The sequence below is a fragment of the Humibacter ginsengisoli genome, assembly GCF_054780095.1.
In genome coordinates, this window is record NZ_BAAGWZ010000011.1 from 1 (window position 1) to 23,180 (window position 23,180).

Below are 23,180 nucleotides of genomic sequence, written 5' to 3' on the forward strand. Positions count from 1 at the left end.
CGCGAGACGGACACGAGGATCAACAGGCTCAACACGGCTCATGCCCTCAAACAATGAGGGCAACTGTCAGGACCAAACCCCGCCGAAACGTCAGAGCTCTATTGATGCACCTTCGTCAGAGATGTCCTGAGACATAACAACACCAGAACGGCAGCTGTGATGTATCAGGACTTCTCTGACGTTTCTGCATCAGGACATCTCTGACGAAGGATGTGTCAGGACATCTCTGACAGTCCCGGTTTCTCGCGGGGCCCTTTCGGTCCTCGGGGTTTGCCGCTGCCGACGTATTTGGTGCCTGGGGGGGCCACGGGTATTCGGCCAGCAGGCTGCCTAGGGCGTCGAAGATCAGCAGTCGGTCGTTCTCCTCGACGCGGTATGCGATGGCTCCGGCGAGGGTGCGGCTGACTTGGAACTTGGTTCCGCGGGCATAGACGGTGCCGTTGTCGCGGATCCGGGTCATTCGCACCCCGTCGTCCCCGAATGACGCCGTCGAGGGCACCGGCTCCATCCGCAGTGCGCGCATCTTCTCGTGAACACTGATCGGCCCGTGATCCAACCCGGAGGCCTCCAACGCGGCGCGCACTCCGAGCGCCCTCTGAACAACCTCGTCGGTAATCTTCGACGGGCTCGCCTTCGGCCGCCGCGACCGCGGCTCTAATGCCGCCGCCGGCCCATCCTCCGCCGCGCGTCTTCGGATCGCATAGAACGTCTCCCGTGAGATCCCGTGCTCGGCGCAGAACGTCGTGATCGAACCCCGGGGCGCATCCGGCGGCCACTGAACGATCGCGAGACGGACACGAGGATCAACAGGCTCAACACGGCTCATGCCCTCAAACAATGAGGGCAACTGTCAGGACCAAACCCCGCCGAAACGTCCGAGCTCTATTGATGCACCATCGTCAGAGATGTCCTGAGACATAACACACCAGAACGGCAGCCCCTCAAGGACTGCCGTTCCCAGTGTTTTCTAGGTGAGTAGCGGGAGCGGGACTTGAACCCGCGACACCACGATTATGAGCCGTGTGCTCTAACCACCTGAGCTATCCCGCCGCAGACTCCGTGCCGACTGAGACAGCCGCTGCACCGAGCTGGAGCCCCGAGTCAGGATTGAACTGACGACCCCTTCCTTACCATGGAAGTGCTCTACCACTGAGCTATCGGGGCGCACCGAAAGACGTGAGGTCCGATCGGCAACCGTACGAGAATACCATCATCCGGCGGGCCGATCGGCCACGTGACGGACCGTCGTAGCGGCGTCGATCACACGGTGCAGCGCGCCACGGAGAGCCTCGAGTTCCGACAGTTCCATGCCGAGGCGCTCCACGATCTGCGGTGGAACATCCAGTGCCTTCTCACGAAGGCGCAGGCCCTTCTCGGTGAGGGTGACGCGCAACATCCGCTCGTCGTTCTGGTCGCGCTCGCGCTTGACGAGACCGGATGCCTCCAGCCGCTTCAACAACGGGGACAACGTCGCCGGCTCCAGCTGCAGGGCACGACCGATCGCCGCCACGGTGCGCGGGCTCTCCTCCCACAGCGCCAGCATGACGAGGTACTGCGGATGCGTCAGCCCGAGCGGCTCCAGCACCGGGCGATACAGCGCGATGACGCTGCGGGATGCCACGGCGAGCGCGAAGCACACCTGGTTGCCGAGCTTGAGCAGCTCGTCGGGAGCGAGGATGACGTCGGATGCGATGGATGCCTCGGCATCCATCGAGCGGCTCGCTCCGTTTGCGCGCTTGGCCATGCAGCACCTCCGGAGACGATGTTACGCTGACGCTAATAGTTTGTACGCTAATGATTAGCGTGGCAGTGAGCGGGAGAGTCGTGCAGCGGAAGTTCTGGAACTGGTACGAGCGGTTCAACGCGATCGTCCGCACGTTCACCGGTCCCGCGCAGCTCGGGGCCGGGCATCCGGAAGGTCCGGACGTGCGTCGCACCGACAACCCCTGCCCACTCTGCGGCGCACCCATGACGTCGCACACCGTTCTGCGGTCGGACGACCAGCGCACGGCCAGCCGCCTCGTCTGCCCGCTGGGCGCGGCGTAGCGCGGCGTTTCGATTCGAAGCACTTCGCGTCGCTGTGCCATCAGCCGGAATCGCTGCTCAACGAGCGGAAACGACCGAGGATCGAATCAGGGCCTCACCGGGCCCGTCGAGCCTCGCACGATCAGCCTCGTGGCCAACTCTTCTCGCGGCGGGTGGTCGTCGAAGTCGCTGCCCGCCCGGCCGATCCTCAGCAGCATCCGCAAGGCAGAGGCCGCCATGTCGGCGATCGGCTGCTGCACCGTCGTCATCGGCGGAGACGCCCAGCCCGCTTCCGGCAGGTCGTCGAAACCTACGACGCTGAGGTCGCCGGGGATCATGAGCTTCAGCGCCGCTGCCGCGTCGTACACGCCGAGCGCCAGCGTCTCGGTGCAGGCGAACAGCGCCGTCGGACGGTCGGATGCCGACAGCATGCGCAGCGCGGCGTCTCTACCCGATGAGCGTTGCCATCCTGCATGCGTGTGATGGGATGGCGCGAGGTCGAGACCGGATGCGGCCAGCACGGAGCGGAACCCGTCGAGGCGGGCCCTGCTGTATTCGAAGGAGTCGGAGACATCGATGACCCCGACTCGCGTGTGGCCGAGCGCGAGCAGGTGCTCGGCCGCGGACCTTCCGCCCTGCCAGTTCATCGCACCGACGCTTCCGACGCCGGGAGGAGGCGCCGACATTGGATCGAGCAGCACGACGGGTCGGCCGGCATCGGACAGCCGCCGCCACTGGTCACGCGTCGGCGCGACCAGCGCCAGGATGGCGCCGCGCGACGGGCGGCGCAGCACTCGGTCCACCCAGTCGGACTGGTCGCGCACCAGAGTGATCACGACATCGAGACCTGCCTCGCCTGCCGCACCCTCGACGCCGGTCAGCGCACGGTTCGTCCAGGAGCTCTCCCCCGACGCCAGCACGAAGTCGACGAGCGCGGAGTCCTGGCCGGATGCCGCAGTGGCGTCCCTGCCGGCCGGTGCGTACCCGAGTTCCTCCGCGACCCGCAGAATGCGCTTCCTCGTCGCAGGCGCGACATCCGTACCGCCGCGCAACGCCTTCGACGCCGTCGGGATGCTCGTGCCCGCTCGCTCCGCGATGGCGGACAGAGTCGGGCGGCGCGCGCGACCCTCTCCAGCAGCGGGTCTCTTGGCGGGCACGACGTCATCGTAGAGCACGGCTTGCGCAAACTATTTATCGCCTGAAATATGTTGCGCTCCCAGACATATCGCGGCATGCTTCCGATAGCACCGAAAACTTCGCGCTCGTATTGCGCAAACATCCCGGACCCGGAACGGCAACGTTCAACGACGAACAAGCGGCGCGTGCCGCGAGGAGGAACCATGTCGACATCGACACCCGCCAGCGCCTTCACCCGGCGCGCTTTTCTCTCTGCGGCCGGGGCGGGCATCGCCACCGCGGCACTTGCGGCCTGCAGCTCCGGCTCGAGCGGCTCCGGCTCATCCGGCGGAACCTTGAAGTTCTGGAACATGCCGTGGGGCGGCACGAAGTTCAATCCGCTGGACAAGAAGATCACCCTCGCGTACAAGCCGGCCAAGGGCCTCCCCTCCGCTACGTACCAGGAGATCCAGTGGTCGAACTTCAACCAGACGTTCTCGTCGGCTGTCGCGTCGAACACGGGGCCTGCAGTGAGCTCAGGCGGCGGCACCCAGGCGTTCCAGTTCGCCAAACAGGGCAAGATCGCGTATGCCGACCACCTCATCGACAGCTGGAAGTCCAACGGACTCTACGACGACTTCCTCCCAGGACTGCTCGACGCAATGAAGACCGAGAAGGGCTACGTCGCGATTCCGTACAACCTCGACATGCGCGTGCTCTGGTACAACAAGACGCTGCTCGACAAGGCGGGCGCCACGCCCCCGACCGACTGGCAGAGCTATCTGGATGCGGCAGCGGCGCTGAAGAAGATTGGTGTGTACGGGTTCAGCCTGAGCAGCAATACGAGTGGCGGAAACAGCTTCCAGACCCTCACGGGCGTCATGATCAACAACGGCGGCGGCATCTTCGATGAGGAGCAGAAGCCGAACTTGGTCACGAGCGCCAACATCGAGGCGCTCGACTGGGTGGTCGAGATGGTTCGCAAGGGGTACGTCGACCCCGGCAACCTCGGCTACTCCAGCACCAACACCAACACACAGTGGAGCAAGGGCACCTGCGCGATGGGCATCGACGTGCCGGGCCTTCCGCAGAACGTGACCGGCCCGGTGCAGAAGCAACTCGTGCTCGGCGACCCGCTGGTGAGCGCGGCGGGCAAGAAGGGCGCGCTCTACTTCCCGAACAACATCATGATGTACAAGAACACCCCCAGCCAGAAGGGCTCTGAGGCGTTCCTGACCTACTACTACAAGCACATGTCGGCGCTATGGACCCAGAACACCGGCATCGGCCTGCCGCCGCTGAGGTCGATCGCCGACACCAGCGAGTTCAAGTCGAACCCGTCCAACGTCAAGCTGGTGGATGTCTGGCAGCCGATCTGCAAGACGTGGGCGGCACCCGGCGGCACGGCTTTGTTCTCGAACGTGACGCTCGTCGACAGCACGCCGGCGATGTCCACGTTCGCCCAATCCGTTCTCTCGCAGAAGTCCACGCCGAAGGAAGCGCTCACCACGCTTCAGTCGACGCTCATGTCGCAGCTGAAGAAGTGAGCGCGCGGGCATCCTGAACGGAAACGTGGATGCCCGGAAGCGCGCGAGTCTCGACGCCTTCCCACAGCGCATGGAAGTGGTGGAGAGGACCGGCACCCGATCCGACGTCGAGCTCGTCCGCGTGCGCCAGGCTGTCGTGAAGCCACTGCTTCGCGGCGACGAGCGCCCGCGGCCAGTCGTTCACGCGGGCCTGAATCGTGGCGATTGCGGACGACAGCGAGCATCCGGTGCCGTGGGTGTTCCGAGTATGGATGCGGGGGCTCGTCGCCTCGAAGAGGCTTCCGTGCTTGCCCAGCCGGCCCCCGGCATCCACGAGCGCGTCCGTCGAGGCCGGGCCTTCCGCGTGCCCGCCGGTGACGAGAACGATCATGTCGTACGCCGCCGAGAGCAAGGACGCCTGTTCGAGGGCGTCCCGCCATGTGCCGGCCCGAGGCGCACGGGTCAGCGCGGCCAATTCGTCCAGGTTGGGGGTGATCACGTCGACCGCCTCGAACAGTGCGGGCAGTGCTCGTTCTCCTGCGGCATCGAGCAGGCGGTGCCCTGACGAGGAGAGCAGAACCGGATCCAAGACGACCCTCGGCGGCCGGGTCGTGTGCAGCCAATGTGCGACAGCCCCGACCGATTCCGCGTCGGCCAGCATGCCGATCTTCACCGCGTCGATCGCGACGTCGTCGCTGACAGCCCGGAGCTGTTCGGTGAGGAACCCGGCTCCGGGCACGTGCATCGCACGCACGCCGCGCGTGTTCTGCGCCACGAGAGCCGTGACCACGGCCATGCCGTAGCCGCGGTTCGCTGCGATGCTCTTCAGATCCGCCTGGATGCCCGCGCCGCCGGTCGGATCGCTTCCGGCGACGCTCAGCACGCGCGGTATGCGGCCGTGTGCGTCGCTCACGAAGAGGACTCCGCCATCCACCGCTCCATGCCCCCGGCGAGCACGCTGACTCGTGGAAAGCCCGCGTCGCTGAGTATCGCTGCGGCCGCGCGGGATCGCGTGCCGACCGTGCAGTACACGACGACGTCCGTGTCGTGTCCTGCACGGCCGGAGGCGATGTCGCGGAGCGCGCCTTCTGCTCCGAGCTGCTGCAGCGGCAGCGATCGTGCCCCCTCGATGTGGGCGACCTCGTACTCCCCGGCGTCCCTCACGTCGATGAGTTCGAGCCCCACGTTTCCGGGAGCGCACAGCCTCGCGCGAAGTTCCGAAGGCGCCATCTCGTGCACCTCGGCTGCCGGCCGGCGGGAGCCGGACGCGAGGCGGTTCGCGGCCCCGGGCGTATGTCTTCCCGGCTCGCCCGTTGCGGGTGGATCGCACGCGATGCGGTACTCGCGCCAGGTCGCCTCGCCGAGGTCGAAGACCGCCAGCCTGCCGAGCAGAGAACGACCGGTACCGGTGATGAGCTTGACGGCCTCCGCTGCCATGATCGACCCGGCCGCTCCGCACAGCATCCCCAGCACACCCGCCGACTCGCAGGTCGGCGCCTCGGTCGGGGCATCCGGGTAGAGGTCGCGATAGCCGGGGCCGAAGGTGTTCCAGAAGACGCTGACCTGCGCTCCGTAGTGCAGGATGGAGCCCCACACGCACGGCATCCCGAGAACACCGGCGGCGTCGGAGACGACGTAGCGGGTCGCGAAGTTGTCGGAGCCGTCGACGACGAGGTCGTATCGAGCGAAAAGTTCGACCGCGTTGTGGTCGGTGAGTCGCACGGCATGGGAGTCCACCTCGACCAGCGGGTTGATCGCGCCGATCGCGGCGCGAGCCGACTCGGTCTTGAGCCTGCCCACGTCGCCCGAGCTGTGGATCACCTGGCGTTGCAGGTTGCTCGGCTCCACGACGTCGTCGTCGATCACGCCGAGCGTTCCGACGCCCGCCGCCGCCAGATAGGCGAGGACGGGCGAGCCGAGGCCGCCGGCTCCGACGACCAGCACTCGCGCCGCCTTCAGCCGCCGCTGGCCGATCGCACCGAATCCGGGCAACGAGAGATGGCGGGCGTAGCGCTGGAACTCATCCGCCACCAGCGGCGGGCCGGGCTCCACGAGGGGCGCAGGCCGCGGCGTGCTCTCCGATGCGATCACAGGTCGGGCCGCCCTTCCATCGGGGAGGACGCAAGTGCGGCCCTCCGTTCCGGGATGCGCCCGGAGATCGCAGCCGCACGGCCGGCGATGACGGCGTGCCGGAAGGCCGTGGCCATTCCCACCGGGTCCTGCGCTCTCGTCACCGCCGTCGCGAGGAGCACGGCGTCACATCCGAGTTCCATGGCGAAAGCCGCGTGCGACGCCGTGCCGATTCCCGCGTCGAGCACGACCGGCACCGACGCGCGTTCCGCGATCATTTCGATGTTGTGGGGGTTGAGGATGCCGAGACCACTACCGATCGGAGCGCCGAGCGGCATGACGGCCGCGGCCCCGGCCTCCTCCAAGCGCAGAGCCAGCGCCGGATCGTCGTTCGTGTAGGCGAAGACGACGAAACCGCGCGACACCAGCTCCTCGGTCGCGCTGGCCAGCTCGACGGGGTCGGGGAGCAGCGTGCGCTCGTCGGCGATGACCTCCAGCTTGACCCAGTCTGTCCCCACCGCTTCGCGCGCGAGTTCGGCCGTGACGACCGCTTCGCGCGCGGTCAGGCACCCGGCGGTGTTGGGAAGCACGCGGATGCCCAGCTCGGTGATCAGCCGGAACAGCGACCCCTGGGCGGAGGCAACGTGCCGGCGCATCGCCACGGTGGTGAGGCGGCTACCCGAAGCGACGAGAGCGGCTTCGAGAACCGAGTGGTTCTGCGCGCCCCCCGTTCCCATGATGAGCCTCGACTCCAGTTCGACGCCGTCGATAGTGAGGATGTCCGTTCGCACCGGTCAGCCTCCCTGGGTCGCGGTCAGAACCTCGACGACATCGCCGTCGGCCAGCACCGTGTCGTTCCATCGCGCTCGCGGCACGACCACGAGGTTGCGAGCGACCGCGACGCCCGTCGGCCGCCGCTCGGCGTCGTTCCCATCATGTGGAGCGTTCTGCGGCTCGGCCGGTGAGCATGCGAGGACTTCGGCCAGCAGCCCGGCCACCGTGCATCCGGGGTCGGCGAACCGCGGTCGCCCGTTCACGACGATCTCGATCACGACGTGCTCCTTTCCTGCTGTGCGAATGACTTGACCCTGGGTGCGTATTGCTCTGTCCGTGGTGCGAATGCGGCCGGTCGTGGCCCGAACCGGTCGGGACGGAACCGGGACCAGCGCGAGTCTTCGCTTCCGCGCACCAGGTCGAGACAGATCTCGGCCGCGATCGGAGCCAGCAGCACTCCGTGCCGGAAGAACCCTGTGGCGATGATCAGCCCGGGCACATCCGTGCCGTCACCTGCACCGGTCCGTCCCAGGAAAGGCGCGTTGTCCGGCGTCGCGGGGCGCGCTCGCGTCGTCGCCTCGATGAGGTCGAGCTCGGCCACAGCGGGGAGCACTTCTTGCGCGTCGGAGAGCAGTCGATGCACCGCGCCCGCCGAGACACCGCTTCGGCCGTCTTCCCGCTGCGTCGCGCCGAGCACGACGGTGCCGTCTGCACGAGGAACGAGATAGACCGGCGCTCCGTGCACGAGAGCCCGGACGGTCATGGTGAGCAGCGGCCGCAGGTGTTCGGGCACTCGAAGGCGCAGGATGTCGCCATACACGGGACGAAGCGGCATGCCTGCTGCGGCAAGGCCCTCGAGCCCGGATGCCGCAACGCCGTTGGCGACGACGACCTCGCCAGCGGCGATGGACGTGCCGTCGTCGAGCTGCACGCCCACGACTGGCGAAACGGGGTCGCAGGCATCCGCGTGCACCAGGGCGACGACGCGCTGCCGCACGATGCCGGCCCGCGCACCCCGGGAGAGCCCCTCGGCGAGCGCCTGTGCCAGCACACGAGGGTCGACCTGCTGGTCGCCCGCCACGCGATAGGCGGCCGACACCCGCGGACCCAGGAACGGCTCCTGAAGCCTCGCCCCGCTCCGCGTCAGCGGTTCGACCACGAGGTCCCTCTGTCGAAGTGCGGCGTGCAGGTCGGCCAACGCCTGCGTGTCACCGCGATCGAGGCCGACCAGAAGGGTGCCGTTCGCGAGGTACGCTGCCTCCGCACCCGGCACCGACTCGATGAACCGCGGATAGAGGCTCGCCGAGGCCAGCATGAGCTCGAGAAGCGATTCCTCCTGATAGTGGTATTCGCCGATGGGGGTCAGCATTCCCGCCGCAGCGAAGGTGGCCCCGCTTGCCGGTCGGGGATCGATGACCCGCACCGAGTACCCGGCCTGCATGAGCATCCACCCGATGCTCAACCCGATGACGCCGCCGCCGATGACAGCGACATCGACTGCCTCCGACCCGTTCGTCGCACGCATTCCCTGCCTCGCTACGCTGGACCGGTGTCCCTGAATGCCGCCCGGCTCTATCTCTGCACAGACGCGCGCACCCGCCAAGGCGACTTCCCCGACTTCGTCTCCGCCGCATATCGGGGCGGCGTCGACATCGTGCAGCTGCGGGACAAGTCGCTGGAAGGCTGCGAAGAGCTCGAGCTTCTCGTGGCCCTGGCCGAGGTCGCAGCACAGCACGGCAGGCTCTGGGCGGTCAACGATCGCGCCGACATCGCCCGCTTGGCCGGTGCCCCTGTCCTGCACCTCGGACAGAAGGACCTGCCGCCGTCCGCCGCGCGCGCGATCGTCGGAGCGCAGACGGCGATCGGCCGGTCCACCCACACCGCTGCGCAGGTGGATGCCGCCATCGCCGCTGCCGATCTCGGCTACTTCTGCGTCGGGCCGGTGTGGTCCACCCCGACGAAGCCCGGACGCGCGGCCGTGGGAACCGAGCTGATCAGGTTCGCGGCGCAACGAAGCCCGACGCGCCCGTGGTTCGCGATCGGCGGCATCGATGCGAGCACCATCGGCGAGGTGGTGGATGCCGGTGCGCGGCGGGTCGTCGTGGTGCGGGCGATCACCGACGCCGACGACCCCGAGGAGGCCGCACGCCGGCTGTGCGGCGCCCTGCCCCTTCTGGAAGACCCCGCGCATCCTCAGTGAACCGGCCGTCCGGACGTCGCCGAACGGCCCCGTGATCAGGGCGGACATCACGACGGTTACGGGCGGCCGACGCCGGGCTCGGGAAGGTAGACCCGTCCGCCCGACGCGCGGAAGAGGGCGGATCGTTCGTTCATGCCCGCGATCACCTGCTGCTCGGAGAGTCCGCCGAACTCGTCCCGGATGTCTTGAGAGATGCGCATCGAGCAGAACTTCGGCCCGCACATCGAGCAGAAGTGCGCGGTCTTGGCCGGCTCCGCGGGCAGGGTCTCGTCGTGGAACTCCTCCGCGGTGACCGGGTCGAGGGAGAGCGCGAACTGGTCGCGCCACCGGAACTCGAATCGCGCTCTCGAAAGCGCGTCGTCCCGCTCGTGGGCGCCCGGATGTCCTTTCGCCAGGTCGGCGGCGTGCGCGGCGATCTTGTAGGTGATGACACCCGTCTTCACGTCATCCTTGTTCGGAAGACCGAGGTGCTCCTTCGGCGTGACGTAGCAGAGCATCGCGGTGCCGTAACGGGCTATCTCGGTCGCACCGATCGCCGAGGTGATGTGGTCGTAGCCAGGCGCGATATCGGTGACCAGCGGTCCGAGGGTGTAGAACGGGGCACCGTCGCAGAGCTCCTGCTGACGCTCGACGTTCTCCCGCACGAGGTGGAACGGAACGTGCCCGGGGCCCTCCACCATGACCTGCACGTCGAACTCCCACGCCCGCCTGGTCAGCTCGGCCAGCGTGTCGAGCTCGGCGAACTGGGCGGCGTCGTTCGCGTCGGCGATGGAACCCGGCCGCAGCCCATCGCCGAGCGAGAACGCGACATCGTAGCGAGCGAAGATCTCGCACAGCTCGTCGAAGTGGGTGTAGAGGAAGTTCTCCTCGTGGTGCGCAAGGCACCATCCCGCCATGATCGATCCGCCGCGGGAGACGATCCCGGTGACCCTTTCGGCAGTCAGTGGAACATAGCGCAGGAGCACTCCGGCGTGCACGGTCATGTAGTCGACACCCTGCTCGCACTGCTCGATGACGGTGTCGCGGTAGAGCTCCCATGTCAACGCGTTCGCGTCGCCGCCCACCTTCTCCAGCGCTTGGTAGATCGGAACGGTGCCGATCGGAACTGGTGAGTTGCGGATGATCCACTCTCGGGTGGTGTGGATGTCGTCCCCGGTCGACAGGTCCATCACGGTGTCGGCACCCCAGGTGGCCGCCCACTGCAGCTTGTCGACCTCCTCGGCGATGGAGCTGGTCACCGCCGAGTTGCCGATGTTGGCGTTCACCTTCACCAGGAACGCCTTGCCGATGATCATCGGCTCGGATTCCGGATGATTGATGTTGCTGGGGATGATCGCCCGCCCCGCGGCGAGTTCCGCGCGGACGAGCTCGACATCGCAGTTCTCCCGCAACGCGACGAAGCGCATCTCCGGGGTGATCACGCCGCGCCGGGCGTAGTGCATCTGCGTCACCGTGCGGCCGTCCAGGGCCCGGCGCGGCACCGGCTTGGCGCCCTTCCACTCGGCGGAGGCCGCACCTCGGCGCTGCGCGGCCCTGCCATCATCGTTCAGGTCGCGGCCGCGGCCTTCGTACGTTTCTGTGTCGCCGCGCGCTGCAATCCATTCCTCACGGAACGGCGCGAGCCCGAGCACCGGGTCGCTGCCGGGCCCGGCCGTTCGGTAGGCCACGAACGACTCGTCCGACGTCGTGCCCAGCGAGATCGAGGTGACCGGAACACGGATGCCGTGTTCGTCGTCGCGCAGATAGGCGAGCGTGTGCGATGGGTGGATCGAATCCATGGAGGAGCCCTACTTCCTTCGCCGGCATTGTCCGGACAGGTTCTACGGTCGAAGCTGCGGCAGCTTCCTCTCAGCCCTTGCCAGGGCTCCCGTGTAGATCGCCATCACCCTATCAACGTTCCGGCCGAAGGGCAGCCGCCGGTCATCAGGCACGTGCGAGAGCATGGATGGACACGCATGCAACGACTCGAATCAAGGACGTATCAGTGGTGAATACAACGGTGAACACGGCCCCTTCGACGGAGGAAGCCATGTCGGAGGCATCGCACGAAGCGACCGGCCCGCAGAGCGACACCGCAGCGACGCCGACCAGCACCGGCAACGAGTGGTGGCGCACAGCGGTGATCTATCAGGTGTATCCGCGGTCGTTCGCGGACAGCAACGGCGACGGCTTCGGCGACCTGCCCGGTATCACCGCTCACCTGCCCGCTCTGCAAGACCTCGGTGTCGACGCGGTCTGGCTCTCCCCCTTCATGACGTCGCCGCAGCGCGACGCCGGCTACGACGTCGCCGACTACTGCGACGTGGACCCGCTGTTCGGCACGCTCGACGACTTCGACCGGATGCTCGCGGCCGCCCACGACCTCGGGCTACGCGTCATCGTCGACCTGGTGCCGAACCACACGTCGTCCGATCACCGCTGGTTCCAAGAGGCGCTGGCATCCGCTCCGGGCAGCGAGGCGAGGAGCCACTACTGGTTCCTCGACGGCAAGGGTGAGAACGGCGAGCTTCCGCCGAACAACTGGGAGTCGGTCTTCGGGGGCCCCGCCTGGAGCCGCACGACGAACCCGGACGGCACCCCTGGACAGTGGTACCTGCACCTGTTCGACTCGTCGCAGCCCGACCTCAACTGGGAGAGCCCCTGGGTGTGGGAACAGTTCCGCGGCATCCTGCGGTTCTGGCTCGATCGCGGAGTGGACGGATTCCGCATCGACGTCGCGCACGGCATGGTCAAGGCGAAGGGGCTGCCGGATTACACGCCCGAGCAGCGCGGCGGCTCGATGAGCGGCGCCAGCGTGACGCTCGAGCCCGACATCAGCGATGAGGAGCCCGGCTCGCCGATGTGGGCGCAGGAAGGCGGCCACGCCATCTTCCGCGACTGGCACAACGTGCTGGCGGAGTACGACGGCGACCGAGCGCTGTGCGGAGAGGCGTGGGTGAGCCCGCCCGCCAAGCTCGCCAGGTACGTGCGCTCCGACGAGATGCAGCAGACGTTCAACTTCACCTACCTCGAGACGCCGTGGCATCCGGATGCTCTGCGTGCAGTCATCGAGGAATCGCTCGACGCGTTCAACGGTGTCGGCGCCCCGAGCACGTGGGTGCTCTCGAACCACGACGTGATCCGGCATCCGACCCGTTTCGGACTCGCGGATGAGAGCCCGCAGGGCCACGGGATCGGGCCGAAGACGCCGTACCGCCCGAACAAGGCGCTGGGCCTGCGGCGAGCCCGCGCCGCGACGACCGTGATGCTTGCGCTGCCAGGCTCGGCCTACCTGTATCAGGGCGAGGAACTGGGGCTCCCCGAGGTGATCGATCTGCCCGACTCCGCACGACAAGATCCGACCTGGTTCCGCACGCACGGCGAACGCTACGGCCGCGACGGATGCCGCGTCCCGATCCCGTGGACGGCATCCGGTCCCTCGTACGGGTTCAGCGACAGCGGGAAGAGCTGGCTGCCGCAGCCGGCCGAGTGGGCGACGATGGCGCGGGACGCGGAGAGCGACGAGCCCGACTCGACGCTCTCGCTCTACAAACTGCTGCTCGCCGAACGAGAGGAACGCTCGCTGGGCAGCGGGATACTCGAGTGGCTGGAGGGCTACGGCGACGACGTGGTGGCGTTCCGCAACGGGGACGTCACGGTGCTGGCGAACCTGGGGCGGGCATCCATTCCGCTTCCGGAGGGCGACGTGATCGTCTCGAGCGAGCCCCTCGACGACCACGAGCTGCCTGCAGACACGGCGGTCTGGATTCTGGGCTGACGCCCGCTCAGCGGTCGGCGACGCCGATCTCGTCCAGAATCGGCTCGAGCTGCGCGAAGAGTCCCGGCTCCGCCGCGATCGTCAGCGCGCGGCTCGCCTCCGCACCGTGCAGGCCGGCGACCTTCGCGCCCGCCTCCGCGGCGACGAGCGCGCCGCCGGCATGATCCCAGGGCTTGAGGCCCTTCTCGTAGTAAGCATCCAGTCGCCCTGACGCGACATTGCAGAGGTCGAGCGAGGCCGCACCGATACGGCGGATGTCTCGCACCCGCGGAATGAGCATGCTCACCGCCTCGGCCTGCAGCCCGCGCCGGCGGGAGTCGTACGAGAAGCCCGTACCGACGAGGGCGAGCGACAACTGCTTGCCTGTGGCCACCTGCAGCCGCTTGCGTCCGAGATAGGCGCCGCCGCCGGCACTCGCCGTATACACCTCGCCGCTGGCCGGATTGACGACGGCGGATGCCAGCGAGCGCCACGTGTTCGGGTCGGGGTCGCCCTCCACCACGGCGATCGAGACAGCGTACGCCGGGATGCCGTAGAGGTAGTTGACGGTGCCGTCGATCGGGTCGACGATCCACGTCAGTCCGCTGCTGCTCGCGCTCGCGTCGCTCTCCTCGCCGAAGAAGCCGTCGCCGGGGCGGGCGTCTGCGATGCGTCCTCTTATGAGGTCTTCGGACTCGCGATCCGCCGCCGTGACGATGTCTTCCGGTGCCGTCTTCGTCGCCGCGACCTCGACACCCTCCTCGCGCCGGCTGTGCACGAGATCGCCGGCCTCGCAGGCGATCGTGCGGGCAAGGATCAGGAGCTCATCGATAGTGGAGGGCACCCCTCGATGCTAGGGGCCGCCGCCTGGAGGATCTCTTTGGCGTGTCGCGCGCAATCGATCTATTCTCCTTTCATCGAAGCTCTGTTCGATTGTTCTGCGAGGAGGTCTGCCGTGAGCATCACTCATACCACCGACATCGTCACCGTCTGGATCGATGAAGACGGCGTTCCGAGACGGATGTTCTGGGCCGGCCGTCGCTACCGCGTCACCGATACACCGACTCGGCTGGGGCCCGAGCCCGGCATTCCGCTGAGTCCGGCGATCACGCATCCGCCGACGCCGCTGAAGGGCTGGCGCTTCCAGGGCACGAGTGACGACGGCGATACCCGCGTGTTCGATGTGCGCCTCGCCACGCTCGGCATGTGGGAGCTGATTCGCGTCATCGATTGACGCTCGTGGCAGCATGTGATCGTGAGCACCGGGGCCGACGACTTCGCGCAGGATGCCGTCGATGCGGCGGAGATCGCCGCGGGCAGGCATCCGTCGGACAAGCCGATCTACCGAGCGACGCCTCAGGAGGCGATCGGTCGGTACTTCGCGAAATACGCCGTGTTCCATGGCAGGGCGAGTCGCAGCGAGTTCTGGTGGGCGTACGCGCTGAACATCGTCGTGTTCCTGCTCGCGGGAATCGGTGTCGAGATGGCGAACGGCCTCGCGGGGCCGTTCGCGCCGAGACCGACGACGGGGAGCACGGTGATCGGCATCGTTTTCGGGCTGTACGTGCTTGCGGTGATCGTTCCGACCATTGCCGTGTTCGTGCGCCGGCTGCACGACGCGAACCTGACCGGATGGTGGTTCCTGCTCACCCTCATTCCGTTCGCCGGGCAGGTGATCGGCGTGATCTTCGGCATCCTGCCGAAGCAGGGCTACGGAAAGCGATTCGACCGGGCCTGACGGACTGCCCCTGACGGGCCGCCGGTCCAGCCGACGGGCCGGGTGCCCCGGTGCTGACAGCAGGCGCCGCCAGTTGCGCTACTGCCCCGAGCGCTTGCCGGTCTGCTGCTCCCAGAGCTCGAGCTCGCGGGTCAGCGCCTTCGCGAGCTCGAACACCTGCTCCGGCGGAATGCGCACCCGGGTCACGACCCTCGCGTTCACCGAGCGCTGCGGTTCGCCGTCTTCGTCGAGTGTCTCGGTCGCCGGACCGCGCAGCGATGCGAAGTCGAGCACGAACACGCTGTCGGTGTGCCAGATGCTGGCGAAGTCCGCGAAACTGCCCGCCTCGACCTCCGTCGGAATGTCGAAGTTGATCTGTGTCGGCACGTTCCGCTGCTCGTCGGGCATGGAGACGAGCCTATCCGGGCATCCGCTGACTCAGCGGGGAGTCAGCTGCTGCACAATCGACGCGGTCGCCGATCACGATGGATACGCCGTGGGGAATGCGGCATCCTCGCCGGTGTGCTGCACGCGGTTCTGCGCATCCACCATGATGACCTTCGGTCGCACCCCGGATGCCTTCGACAGCTTCACCGACCCGTAGGCCATGATGATCACCCGGTCGCCGAGGGCGACGAGCCGGGCGGCCGCACCATTCGCACCAATCACGCCAGAGCCGGGCTCGCCCTCGATGACATACGTCTCGAACCGCTGACCGTTGTCGATGTCGACCACGGTGACCTTCTCTCCCACGAGGATTCCCGACGCGGTCAGGAGATCGCGATCCACGGTCAGGGACCCGACATAGTGCAAGTCAGCCCTGGTCACCGTCGCGCGGTGGATCTTGGCACGGAGCATGGTTACGCGCACGGAGGGGCTCCTCAGCGAAAGGGACGAAGCGGGCGGGCTGCGACAGTTTATCGAGACGACCGAGCATCGAGGCGTGTCCCCCGTTGTGGAGCGGAATGCGCATGACCGGTCCTCCGTGCGGGCGCGTAGTGTCGGGAGGGCAGCCGCTCCTGCAGCGTTCTGCGACGAGCGGAGCCGCCATGGTGCACCCAGAACCGGCAGTCGCGAGAGTTCACTCCCGCATGACCTGGATCGGAACAGCAATTGTCGTCGCGCTGGTGACGGCGGCGGGGCTCACCTCCTGCACTGCGTCGCCCGCGCCGAAGGCATCGACCGGGTCTTCATCGGCGCCGGACTCCAAACAGGCCGAGGGCATAGCGTCGCTCGTGCGCACGGCCATGACCAAGCAGCACTTGAAAGCTGTCATCGTGCGAGTGACGGTGAACGGCAAAGTCGTGGCCATGCAGGCATTCGGGGACTCGATGACCGGTGTCCCGGCGAAGACCGATATGCAGTTCCGCAACGGGGCCGTCGCCTTCGAATACCTCAGCAACCTGCTTCTGCAGTACGTGGACGAGCACAAGGTCGCACTCGATGACACGATCGACAAGTGGATGCCCGAGCTTCCGGACGCCGACAAGGTGACTCTCAAGATGCTCGCGAATCAGACATCCGGCTACCCCGACTTCGAGACCGACCCGGGGTGGACGGCGGCGTACAACACGAACCCGTTCCACCTCTTCACGTTCGATGAGCGCATCAAATACGCGTTCGACCGGCCGATGGAGTTCGCTCCCGGCACGAACTGGAGCTACGCGCACACCAACTTCATGATCCTGGGTCACATTCTCGCCATGATCGGCAAGAAGCCGCTCGACCAGCTGCTGAAGCAGAAGGTGCTCGATCCCATGGGTCTGAAGAACACCGTCGCGAACTCGACAGCGGTCTTCCCCAGGCCGACGCTGCACGCATACAGCTCCGAACGAAGGGTGCAGCTGGGGGTGCCGCCTGGCAGCCCGTTCTACGAGGAGTCGACGTACTGGAACCCGGCGTGGGGCACCCCGATCGGCGCGGCCGAGACCACCGACATCACCGACATGACGACGACGGCCGTGGCGATCGGCACCGGCAAGCTACTGTCGAAGGCGAGTTTCCACGCGATGACCGACTCGAAGCTGATCGGCTTCGGCACCCACCTGCCGGTGTGCGGCGGTTCGTGCTTCACGCAGGTTCCCGGCTACAACTACGGCCTCGGTGTGGTTCGCTCGGGCTCGTGGATGCTGCAGAATCCTCTGCTCAGCGGCTACAGCGCCACGGAGGCCTATCTGCCGTCCAAGAAGGTCGCGATCGCCGTCGCGTGCACGTTCACTCCCGCCGCCTTCGACGACCAGGGCGACTACGCGAATTCGTCCGACACGCTGTTCCGCCAGATCGGCGGATATCTCGTTCCCGGCGACGCGCCGCCGATGAGCAAGTGACGATGCGGCCGCGGCTTCGGCTGTACGTTGCCGAGCCCCTCCTGACCAGGTCAGAAGGGGCTCGACGCACACAGTGGCAGGTGAGGGATTCGAACCCCCGAAGGCTATGCCGGCTGATTTACAGTCAGATCCCTTTGGCCGCTTGGGTAACCTGCCGAGGCGCTCCCGACCACGTGTGATCACCTGACCGAAGGCGCGAACTCAAGGATACCCACGCTCTCGCATCCGGTGAAATCGTCGGCCGTCCGGGCCCGATCGCTGCGAAACCGGCGGATCGCGCCGAAACCGGCGCATTGTGCCCGGGCCTCAGCACGAACCCCCGGTTTCAGCGAGTCGAAGCGCGCCGGAGGTCGATCGGATGGGCGTCAGGGCCTCGGCGAGCTGTCCGACGACGGGCCCTCTCCATCGTCCGCGGGCCCACCGGGGGTGGGAGACCCCGGCGCGGGCGACCCCGGCGCGGGCGATTCCAGCGGCGACGGCGACGCGGGTGGCGCAGGTGGCGCTGTGCGGGCATCCGTTGTGCCCAGCTCGGACGCCTCCTCGATGACCGTCTCAGCCGAGCCGGATGCTTCCGGGTCGGGTTCCGGAAGCGTGCCGCCGGCATCCGCTACCGCTTCCGCCGCGTCTTCGACCTGGCGCTCGGCGCGCCGCGAGCGCACCGCACCGGCGATGATGAGCGCGATCACACCCAGCAGCACGATGATGCCGGCGACGATCAGCCAGGGCGTCACGTCGGATCCGGTTGCGGCGAGGCCGCCGAAGTGTTCGGTCACGCGGCAAGCATAGAGGAGCCTCTGGGCCGAAAAGCCGCGACAGGTGGCCGAATTGCCGCGCGTCACCAGCCTTCGGTGCGCCCCTTAAACTCGCAGGGATACGGAATCGATCGCGTGAGGAGCTTGTGTCATGGCAGATTCGTCGTTCGACGTCGTCAGCAAAGTCGACAAGATGGAGGCCGACAACGCCGTCAACCAGGCGCGCAAAGAGGTCGACCAGCGCTACGACTTCAAGAACGTGGGGGCATCGGTCGAGTGGAGCGGCGAGAAGATCCTGCTCAAGGCCAACTCGGAGGAGCGGGTGAAGGCCATCCTCGACGTGCTCGAGTCGAAGTTCATCAAGCGCGGTGTCTCGCTGAAGAGCCTGGATGCCGGTGAGCCGTACGCCAGCGGCAAGGAGTTCCGGCTCGAGGTGGCGCTCAAACAGGGCATCGATCAGGAAGCCGGCAAGAAGATCAACAAGCTGATCCGCGATGAGGCGCCGAAGTCGGTGAAGAGCCAGATCCAGGGCGACGAGGTGCGCGTCTCGTCGAAGAGCCGGGACGATCTGCAGGCCACGATCGCGCTGCTCAAGAAGGCCGACGTCGACGTCGACCTGCAGTTCGTGAACTTCCGCTGAGACGGGCATCCATGCCGCTGCCTTCTACGGACACCACCGTTCTCTACGCCTCCGCAGGGCCTGAAGCGCTACGCGCAGACGCCGTCGTGCTGCACCTTCAGCCGTACGGCGATGGGCAGGAACTCGTTCTGCTTGACCGCACCCCAGCGCATCCCGTCGACCGCGCTTGGCCCGATCAAGGACCGGACACCGGCTCGATCCTCGTCGACGGGCGGGAGGTGCCGATGGTCGACGTCGTCGTCGGTGCGACTGACGGAACGAACCTGTTCGTCGGCGACGATGTTCCGGTGCGTCGCGGCACCGAGGGATGGGCGTTCGTCGTCGCGCACGTGCTTCAGGCGCCGAGCCGCATTGCGGTTGGTGACGAAGTCGTCGTGAGCGTGGATGCCGCGCACCGCCGCGAGCTCTCCGTCGGCCACACGCTGTGCCACCTGGCATCCCTTGCGCTCAATGCAGCGCTCGCGGACCGATGGACGAAACCCGTGAGAGAGGATGCGCTTGGTCGGCCGGACTTCGACCACGAGGCGATCCAGTCCTCCACGATTGTGTCCAACGGATCCGTCGACGTCTTCCGGCTCAACAAGTCGCTGCGGCGCAAGGGATTCACCACCGACGGGCTCGCGGATGCGCTCGGGGCCGTGGCTGCGGCTGCTTCGAAGGCGCTTCGGACCTGGATAGCGACGGATGCGCCCGTGCACATCGAGCGCGACGGCGACGGTCTCGGCGACCCGCGGTTCTGGGTGTGCGACTTGCCAGAGGGCACAGCACGCATCGCGTGCGGCGGCACGCACGTGGGGTCGCTGGCGTCGCTCAGTAACGTGTCAGTCGAGCTGGAACTCGGCGAGGATGCCGGGACCGCGACACTGACGATGCGGTGCGGTGCTGCTGCCGACTGAGAACGGATGAGCGCCCGCAACGATCAGACGTGACTGAACGCCCCGATGATTCCGAGCACGGCGGGGAAGAGTAGCACGATGAACAACACGGGCAGGATCGCGAAAACGAGAGGGAACACGACCTTGATCGGCACAGAAGCCGCCTTCTCTTCGGCGCGTTGCCTGCGCTTGACCCGCATCTCCCCCGCCTGAACCTGCAACACGTCGGCGATGGCGATGCCATATCGGTCCGCCTGCTGAACAGCACGCACGAACCGTTTGAGATCGTCGCAATTCGTGCGTGTGAGGAGCGCCGCGTATGCGTCGAACCGGGATCGGCCGATCGAGATGTCCTGAAGCGTGCGTGCGATTTCGTCCGAGAGAGGTCCGGCACTGTTACGACTCACGCGCGTCATCGCGGCCTCGAACCCCAAGCCGGCCTCGACTGCGATGGTCATCTGATCAAGAGTGTCGGGCAGGGCGATCTGAATCGCCTTCTGCCGGTCGTCGGCGCGGCTCGAGAGGATGACCTCCGGAATGGAGCCGAAGAGCACTGCGAACGCGATGCCGACCACGGTGAAGATTAGTCCGGGCGAGAGCACGAGCGTCAGGACGATCACCGGCACGGCGACGAGCGTGACGACGAACCGCACCAGGAAGAATCCGCCGACCGACCATTGACCAGCCTTTCCCGCGTAGATGATCTTCTTCTGTACCCATCCGGAGTATCCGGACGGCATGACTCCCGCCAACGTCTGACCGAATGAACCCCGGTCGACTCGTTCACGCTCGGCGATCGTACGAGCCGCCATGACCGCGGCGACATCGCGCTTCGACGGAATGGTGGTGAACACGATGAAGACGAGCGCTCCGGCACCCAGCGCCACGGCGGCGACGGCGACGTAGATGAGGATCGACATTAGAACTTCACCCGGACCGCGGCCATCATCCACACGATGCCGATAACCATGAGCACCGCCGCGGCGGCGAGCACGATCCATCCGATGAGGTTCGCGAAGAACGGATCGAGGTAGTGCGGGTTGATCAAGAACACGGCCAAGAACACGACGAACGGCAAAGCGATGAGAATGAGCGCCGACATCCGTCCCTCGGCGCTGAGTGCCTTCACCTGCCGACGGATCTGGTTCCGCTCGCGGATGGTCGCCGCGGTGCGACTCAAAGTCTCGGCGAGATTGCCCCCGGTCTCGCGGTTGATCTGAATCGCCTGCGCAGCCCACGTGAAGTCATCCGATTTCATGCGGACCGCTGTCTCCGCGAGCGCGTCGCCGAGATCTCTTCCGATCCGGGACTCGTTGACGACACGAGAGAACTCCTCCGAAGTCGGCGGATCGGCGAACCGGGCCACCGAGTCGATCGCTTGGGTCAGGCCGTGGCCCGCCCGAAGGTTGCCTGCAACCAGTTGAAGGGTGTCGTCGAGCTGGTCGGCGAACTTCGCCCGGCGGGATGCGGTGCGCACATCAAGGAGTACAACCGCGAGCAAGGGTGCGCAGGCCGCGAAGAGCAAAGCCAGCACAAGCGACAGCCAGGAGCCGAATCCCATCGCGACACCGATCAGCGCGAGCACGCACGCCATCGAGAAGACGAGGAGTGTGAATGCTGCCGGAGTCTGATGTATGCCCGCCAGTTCGAGTCTGCTCTCGTTGAAGAGGGTGCGCTGCTGCCGCGCCACGACGGAGTCGATCGCGGTCACGGTCTTGTCGGTGGCCCGGGTGAGAGCGGAACGATACTCCTCCCCAGGAGCGAGACGGCGTTCCAACGCCACACGCTTCGGCGGCGGCGCGATCACGAAGAACAACAGCGCGAGCAATGCGAGCAGCACCAGCACGAGCCCGAGAGCGAGACCGACCGTCATCGCTCGACCACCGGTTGCCGCTCGAAGACGCTCATCGGCACCGTCACGTTGTTGTCCGCGAATCGTTCGACGAACCTCGGCACGATGCCGGTCGGCACCGAGCTTCCCCGGAACCGGCCGTTCTCGTCGACTCCCGCACCGTAGTCGAAGGAGTATGCCTCCTGCATGGTGACCACGTCGCTCTCCATTCCGATCACCTCCGTGACGCTCACCACACGGCGCGTGCCGTCGCGCAGACGAGCGAGCTGCACGATCACATCGATGGCAGACGCTATCTGTTCGCGGATGGCTCGCAGCGGCAGGTCCATGCCGGCCATGAGCACGAGCGTCTCGAGACGAGACACCGCGTCACGTGGCGAGTTGGCGTGGATCGTCGATATGGAGCCCTCGTGTCCGGTGTTCATTGCCTGCAACATGTCGAGGCTCTCGCCTCCGCGCACTTCGCCAACGACGATGCGATCGGGACGCATGCGCAACGCGTTGCGCACCAGATCGCGGATCGTGACCTCGCCGCGTCCCTCGATATTCGCGGGACGCGCCTCCAGTCGCACCACGTGGTCCTGCTGCAGTTGGAGCTCCACCGCATCCTCGATGGTCACGATGCGCTCGTCACCCGGAATGAATCCGGAGAGCACGTTGAGCAAAGTCGTCTTGCCCGTGCCCGTTCCCCCTGAGACCAAGATGTTCATCCGCGCACGCACTGCGGCATCCAGCAGCACCGCCATCTGCGCAGAGTAGCTGCCGAAGCGCACGAGATCCTTGCTCGTGTAAGGAGTGCGGGAGAACTTGCGGACCGTGAGGGCTGAACCGTCGACTGCCAGAGGCGGAATGACCGCGTTCACACGCGACCCGTCCATCAGCCGAGCATCCACCATCGGCGACGACTCGTCGATGCGGCGTCCGACGCGCGACACGATCCGTTCGATGACACGCCTGAGTTGCGCCTCATTGTTGAAACGGCCCGCCGATTTCGTCAGCCGGCCCGCGAGTTCGACATAGATCTGGTCATACCGGTTCACCATGATCTCGGTGATGCTCGGGTCGTCGAGCATCGCCTCGAGCGGACCGAGGCCGAGCACGTCGGCGCTGATCTCCTCGATGAGCCTGTTGCGTTCGGCCGCCGTCAGCGCGACCTGCTCGGTCTCGACGATACGCACGAGTTCTTCCCTGGCGATGGTGTGCAACCGCTCTTCCGAGAGGCTCGGATCGTTGAGGCGGGCGCCGATACGTTGGAAGAGCTCCTGAGCGGCTCGCTCCTTGAGCTCCACGAATGGATCGTTCGGGGCAGCGTCGTCGCGCACGAGCGAGCGCTGTGCAGCAGGAACAGAAGCAGGCGGAGCCATGACAGCATCATTCGTGGCCGCATGGGCCTGGAATGCGACGGCACTTCCCTCCACCGTTTGCGCGTGGTGGTCGGGATCGCGGGTGGACGAGATACCGATCGGCACGGGGGCCGGCCAGTCGCTTGAGACCTCGGACGCCGGGGAACCCTCACCTGACGTGGTTTCGGGAAGATGTGCGCCTCGGGCGCGCGCCAAGCGATCGCTGA

General features: G+C 66.7%; 25 protein-coding genes, 3 tRNA genes and 1 riboswitch. Of the genes, 9 read left to right on the forward strand and 19 right to left on the reverse strand.

The genetic code is table 11. The features are described from left to right. Positions 1-115: 115 nt before the first annotated feature. The 4 genes from ACYVI5_RS14250 to ACYVI5_RS14265 form a co-directional block, all read right to left on the reverse strand. A complete protein-coding gene (locus ACYVI5_RS14250; RefSeq protein WP_460580788.1) occupies positions 116-826 on the reverse strand; it encodes a helix-turn-helix domain-containing protein in 711 nt (236 codons plus the stop codon). A gap of 150 nt (positions 827-976) precedes the next feature. Beyond that, positions 977-1,050 (reverse strand) — tRNA-Met (locus ACYVI5_RS14255). Positions 1,051-1,089: 39 nt separating this feature from the next. Then, a tRNA-Thr gene (locus tag ACYVI5_RS14260) sits at positions 1,090-1,164 on the reverse strand. 46 nt (positions 1,165-1,210) lie between these two features. Then, a complete protein-coding gene (locus ACYVI5_RS14265) occupies positions 1,211-1,711 on the reverse strand; it encodes a MarR family winged helix-turn-helix transcriptional regulator (protein WP_460581280.1) in 501 nt (166 codons plus the stop codon). Positions 1,712-1,803: 92 nt separating this feature from the next. Between ACYVI5_RS14265 and ACYVI5_RS14270 the strand changes: the two genes are divergently transcribed. Further along, the gene (locus ACYVI5_RS14270; protein ID WP_460537140.1) at positions 1,804-2,046 is read left to right on the forward strand and encodes a hypothetical protein; all 243 of its coding nucleotides are present in this window, start codon (positions 1,804-1,806) and stop codon (positions 2,044-2,046) included. A gap of 86 nt (positions 2,047-2,132) precedes the next feature. Here the strand turns inward: ACYVI5_RS14270 and ACYVI5_RS14275 are convergent, their stop codons facing one another. Further along, positions 2,133-3,182, reverse strand: coding sequence for a LacI family DNA-binding transcriptional regulator (locus tag ACYVI5_RS14275; RefSeq protein WP_460580789.1), 1,050 nt, complete (start codon positions 3,180-3,182; stop codon positions 2,133-2,135). A gap of 183 nt (positions 3,183-3,365) precedes the next feature. On the opposite strand from ACYVI5_RS14275, the gene ACYVI5_RS14280 reads away from it, so the two are divergent. After that, positions 3,366-4,688 carry an ABC transporter substrate-binding protein gene (locus ACYVI5_RS14280; protein WP_460537144.1) on the forward strand — a complete coding sequence of 441 codons (1,323 nt, stop codon included), beginning with the start codon at positions 3,366-3,368 and terminating at the stop codon, positions 4,686-4,688. Here ACYVI5_RS14280 and thiD read toward each other — a convergent pair. From thiD to thiO, 5 genes are read right to left on the reverse strand one after another with little or no spacing between them, the layout of a single operon-like run. Then, positions 4,666-5,580: a bifunctional hydroxymethylpyrimidine kinase/phosphomethylpyrimidine kinase gene (gene thiD, locus ACYVI5_RS14285; RefSeq protein WP_460580790.1), complete on the reverse strand. Its 915-nt coding sequence runs from the start codon at positions 5,578-5,580 to the stop codon at positions 4,666-4,668. The genes ACYVI5_RS14280 and thiD overlap by 23 nt on opposite strands. Next, a complete protein-coding gene (locus ACYVI5_RS14290; protein ID WP_460581281.1) occupies positions 5,577-6,755 on the reverse strand; it encodes a ThiF family adenylyltransferase in 1,179 nt (392 codons plus the stop codon). Before ACYVI5_RS14290 ends, thiD begins: the two co-directional genes overlap by 4 nt. Next, positions 6,755-7,528: a thiazole synthase gene (locus ACYVI5_RS14295; protein WP_460580791.1), complete on the reverse strand. Its 774-nt coding sequence runs from the start codon at positions 7,526-7,528 to the stop codon at positions 6,755-6,757. The genes ACYVI5_RS14290 and ACYVI5_RS14295 overlap by 1 nt, the downstream gene beginning before the upstream one ends. 3 nt (positions 7,529-7,531) lie before the next feature. Then, positions 7,532-7,789 carry a sulfur carrier protein ThiS gene (gene thiS, locus ACYVI5_RS14300; protein ID WP_460580792.1) on the reverse strand — a complete coding sequence of 86 codons (258 nt, stop codon included), beginning with the start codon at positions 7,787-7,789 and terminating at the stop codon, positions 7,532-7,534. Continuing rightward, on the reverse strand, positions 7,786-9,036 hold the full coding sequence (thiO, locus tag ACYVI5_RS14305) for a glycine oxidase ThiO (RefSeq protein WP_460580793.1): 1,251 nt from the start codon (positions 9,034-9,036) through the stop codon (positions 7,786-7,788). The genes thiS and thiO overlap by 4 nt, the downstream gene beginning before the upstream one ends. Positions 9,037-9,060: 24 nt before the next feature. Between thiO and thiE the strand changes: the two genes are divergently transcribed. Beyond that, on the forward strand, positions 9,061-9,711 hold the full coding sequence (thiE, locus tag ACYVI5_RS14310) for a thiamine phosphate synthase (protein WP_460580794.1): 651 nt from the start codon (positions 9,061-9,063) through the stop codon (positions 9,709-9,711). Positions 9,712-9,767: 56 nt separating this feature from the next. Here thiE and thiC read toward each other — a convergent pair whose 3' ends face one another. Further along, a complete protein-coding gene (gene thiC, locus ACYVI5_RS14315; protein WP_460537158.1) occupies positions 9,768-11,489 on the reverse strand; it encodes a phosphomethylpyrimidine synthase ThiC in 1,722 nt (573 codons plus the stop codon). After that, positions 11,486-11,592, reverse strand: a riboswitch (TPP riboswitch). It overlaps the preceding gene by 4 nt. Before the next feature lie 148 nt (positions 11,593-11,740). Here thiC and ACYVI5_RS14320 point away from each other — a divergent pair. Next, positions 11,741-13,468 (forward strand): glycoside hydrolase family 13 protein, encoded by a 1,728-nt coding sequence (locus ACYVI5_RS14320; protein WP_460580795.1) that lies wholly within the window; start codon positions 11,741-11,743, stop codon positions 13,466-13,468. A gap of 7 nt (positions 13,469-13,475) precedes the next feature. Here the strand turns inward: ACYVI5_RS14320 and ACYVI5_RS14325 are convergent, their stop codons facing one another. Next, on the reverse strand, positions 13,476-14,291 hold the full coding sequence (locus ACYVI5_RS14325; RefSeq protein ID WP_460537161.1) for an inositol monophosphatase family protein: 816 nt from the start codon (positions 14,289-14,291) through the stop codon (positions 13,476-13,478). Between the two features lie 111 nt (positions 14,292-14,402). Between ACYVI5_RS14325 and ACYVI5_RS14330 the strand changes: the two genes are divergently transcribed. Together ACYVI5_RS14330 and ACYVI5_RS14335 are read left to right on the forward strand one after the other, a co-directional pair. Next, positions 14,403-14,681 carry a DUF6504 family protein gene (locus ACYVI5_RS14330; protein WP_460580796.1) on the forward strand — a complete coding sequence of 93 codons (279 nt, stop codon included), beginning with the start codon at positions 14,403-14,405 and terminating at the stop codon, positions 14,679-14,681. Between the two features lie 21 nt (positions 14,682-14,702). Continuing rightward, entirely contained in the window at positions 14,703-15,185 is a 483-nt protein-coding gene (locus ACYVI5_RS14335) for a DUF805 domain-containing protein (protein WP_460580797.1), read from the forward strand. A gap of 78 nt (positions 15,186-15,263) precedes the next feature. Here ACYVI5_RS14335 and ACYVI5_RS14340 read toward each other — a convergent pair whose 3' ends face one another. Both ACYVI5_RS14340 and panD read right to left on the reverse strand, forming a co-directional pair. Next, positions 15,264-15,572: a DUF3467 domain-containing protein gene (locus ACYVI5_RS14340; RefSeq protein ID WP_460537167.1), complete on the reverse strand. Its 309-nt coding sequence runs from the start codon at positions 15,570-15,572 to the stop codon at positions 15,264-15,266. Positions 15,573-15,644: 72 nt separating this feature from the next. Continuing rightward, on the reverse strand, positions 15,645-16,022 hold the full coding sequence (panD, locus tag ACYVI5_RS14345; protein WP_460581282.1) for an aspartate 1-decarboxylase: 378 nt from the start codon (positions 16,020-16,022) through the stop codon (positions 15,645-15,647). 233 nt (positions 16,023-16,255) lie between these two features. Here panD and ACYVI5_RS14350 point away from each other — a divergent pair, with 233 nt between their 5' ends. Next, the gene (locus ACYVI5_RS14350; protein WP_460580798.1) at positions 16,256-17,491 is read left to right on the forward strand and encodes a serine hydrolase domain-containing protein; all 1,236 of its coding nucleotides are present in this window, start codon (positions 16,256-16,258) and stop codon (positions 17,489-17,491) included. A gap of 74 nt (positions 17,492-17,565) precedes the next feature. Here the strand turns inward: ACYVI5_RS14350 and ACYVI5_RS14355 are convergent. Then, positions 17,566-17,647, reverse strand: a tRNA-Tyr gene (locus ACYVI5_RS14355). 209 nt (positions 17,648-17,856) lie between these two features. Then, a complete protein-coding gene (locus ACYVI5_RS14360) occupies positions 17,857-18,264 on the reverse strand; it encodes an LPXTG cell wall anchor domain-containing protein (RefSeq protein ID WP_460580799.1) in 408 nt (135 codons plus the stop codon). Positions 18,265-18,394: 130 nt separating this feature from the next. On the opposite strand from ACYVI5_RS14360, the gene ACYVI5_RS14365 reads away from it, so the two are divergent. Beyond that, positions 18,395-18,883 carry a YajQ family nucleotide-binding protein gene (locus ACYVI5_RS14365; RefSeq protein WP_460537176.1) on the forward strand — a complete coding sequence of 163 codons (489 nt, stop codon included), beginning with the start codon at positions 18,395-18,397 and terminating at the stop codon, positions 18,881-18,883. An 11-nt stretch (positions 18,884-18,894) separates the two neighbouring features. Continuing rightward, positions 18,895-19,779, forward strand: coding sequence for an alanyl-tRNA editing protein (locus ACYVI5_RS14370; RefSeq protein ID WP_460580800.1), 885 nt, complete (start codon positions 18,895-18,897; stop codon positions 19,777-19,779). A gap of 23 nt (positions 19,780-19,802) precedes the next feature. Here ACYVI5_RS14370 and ACYVI5_RS14375 read toward each other — a convergent pair whose 3' ends face one another. From ACYVI5_RS14375 to ACYVI5_RS14385, 3 genes are read right to left on the reverse strand one after another with little or no spacing between them, the layout of a single operon-like run. Continuing rightward, positions 19,803-20,678 carry a type II secretion system F family protein gene (locus ACYVI5_RS14375; RefSeq protein ID WP_460580801.1) on the reverse strand — a complete coding sequence of 292 codons (876 nt, stop codon included), beginning with the start codon at positions 20,676-20,678 and terminating at the stop codon, positions 19,803-19,805. Next, positions 20,678-21,631, reverse strand: coding sequence for a type II secretion system F family protein (locus ACYVI5_RS14380; RefSeq protein WP_460580802.1), 954 nt, complete (start codon positions 21,629-21,631; stop codon positions 20,678-20,680). Before ACYVI5_RS14380 ends, ACYVI5_RS14375 begins: the two co-directional genes overlap by 1 nt. After that, entirely contained in the window at positions 21,628-22,974 is a 1,347-nt protein-coding gene (locus ACYVI5_RS14385; protein ID WP_460580803.1) for a CpaF family protein, read from the reverse strand. Before ACYVI5_RS14385 ends, ACYVI5_RS14380 begins: the two co-directional genes overlap by 4 nt. Between the last annotated feature and the right edge of the window lie 206 nt (positions 22,975-23,180).

What these genes read in the sequence shown, in the direction of transcription:
- ACYVI5_RS14250 (WP_460580788.1), bottom strand. Translation starts at nt 826, where the DNA reads ATGAGCCGTGTTGAGCCTGTTGATCCTCGTGTCCGTCTCGCGATCGTT.
- ACYVI5_RS14265 (WP_460581280.1), bottom strand. Translation starts at nt 1,711, where the DNA reads ATGGATGCCGAGGCATCCATCGCATCCGACGTCATCCTCGCTCCCGAC.
- ACYVI5_RS14280 (WP_460537144.1), top strand. Translation starts at nt 3,366, where the DNA reads ATGTCGACATCGACACCCGCCAGCGCCTTCACCCGGCGCGCTTTTCTC.
- thiO (WP_460580793.1), bottom strand. Translation starts at nt 9,036, where the DNA reads ATGCGTGCGACGAACGGGTCGGAGGCAGTCGATGTCGCTGTCATCGGC.
- thiC (WP_460537158.1), bottom strand. Translation starts at nt 11,489, where the DNA reads ATGGATTCGATCCACCCATCGCACACGCTCGCCTATCTGCGCGACGAC.
- ACYVI5_RS14320 (WP_460580795.1), top strand. Translation starts at nt 11,741, where the DNA reads ATGTCGGAGGCATCGCACGAAGCGACCGGCCCGCAGAGCGACACCGCA.
- ACYVI5_RS14340 (WP_460537167.1), bottom strand. Translation starts at nt 15,572, where the DNA reads ATGCCCGACGAGCAGCGGAACGTGCCGACACAGATCAACTTCGACATT.
- panD (WP_460581282.1), bottom strand. Translation starts at nt 16,022, where the DNA reads ATGCTCCGTGCCAAGATCCACCGCGCGACGGTGACCAGGGCTGACTTG.
- ACYVI5_RS14350 (WP_460580798.1), top strand. Translation starts at nt 16,256, where the DNA reads ATGACCTGGATCGGAACAGCAATTGTCGTCGCGCTGGTGACGGCGGCG.
- ACYVI5_RS14365 (WP_460537176.1), top strand. Translation starts at nt 18,395, where the DNA reads ATGGCAGATTCGTCGTTCGACGTCGTCAGCAAAGTCGACAAGATGGAG.
- ACYVI5_RS14370 (WP_460580800.1), top strand. Translation starts at nt 18,895, where the DNA reads ATGCCGCTGCCTTCTACGGACACCACCGTTCTCTACGCCTCCGCAGGG.
- ACYVI5_RS14375 (WP_460580801.1), bottom strand. Translation starts at nt 20,678, where the DNA reads ATGTCGATCCTCATCTACGTCGCCGTCGCCGCCGTGGCGCTGGGTGCC.
- ACYVI5_RS14380 (WP_460580802.1), bottom strand. Translation starts at nt 21,631, where the DNA reads ATGACGGTCGGTCTCGCTCTCGGGCTCGTGCTGGTGCTGCTCGCATTG.
- ACYVI5_RS14385 (WP_460580803.1), bottom strand. Translation starts at nt 22,974, where the DNA reads ATGGCTCCGCCTGCTTCTGTTCCTGCTGCACAGCGCTCGCTCGTGCGC.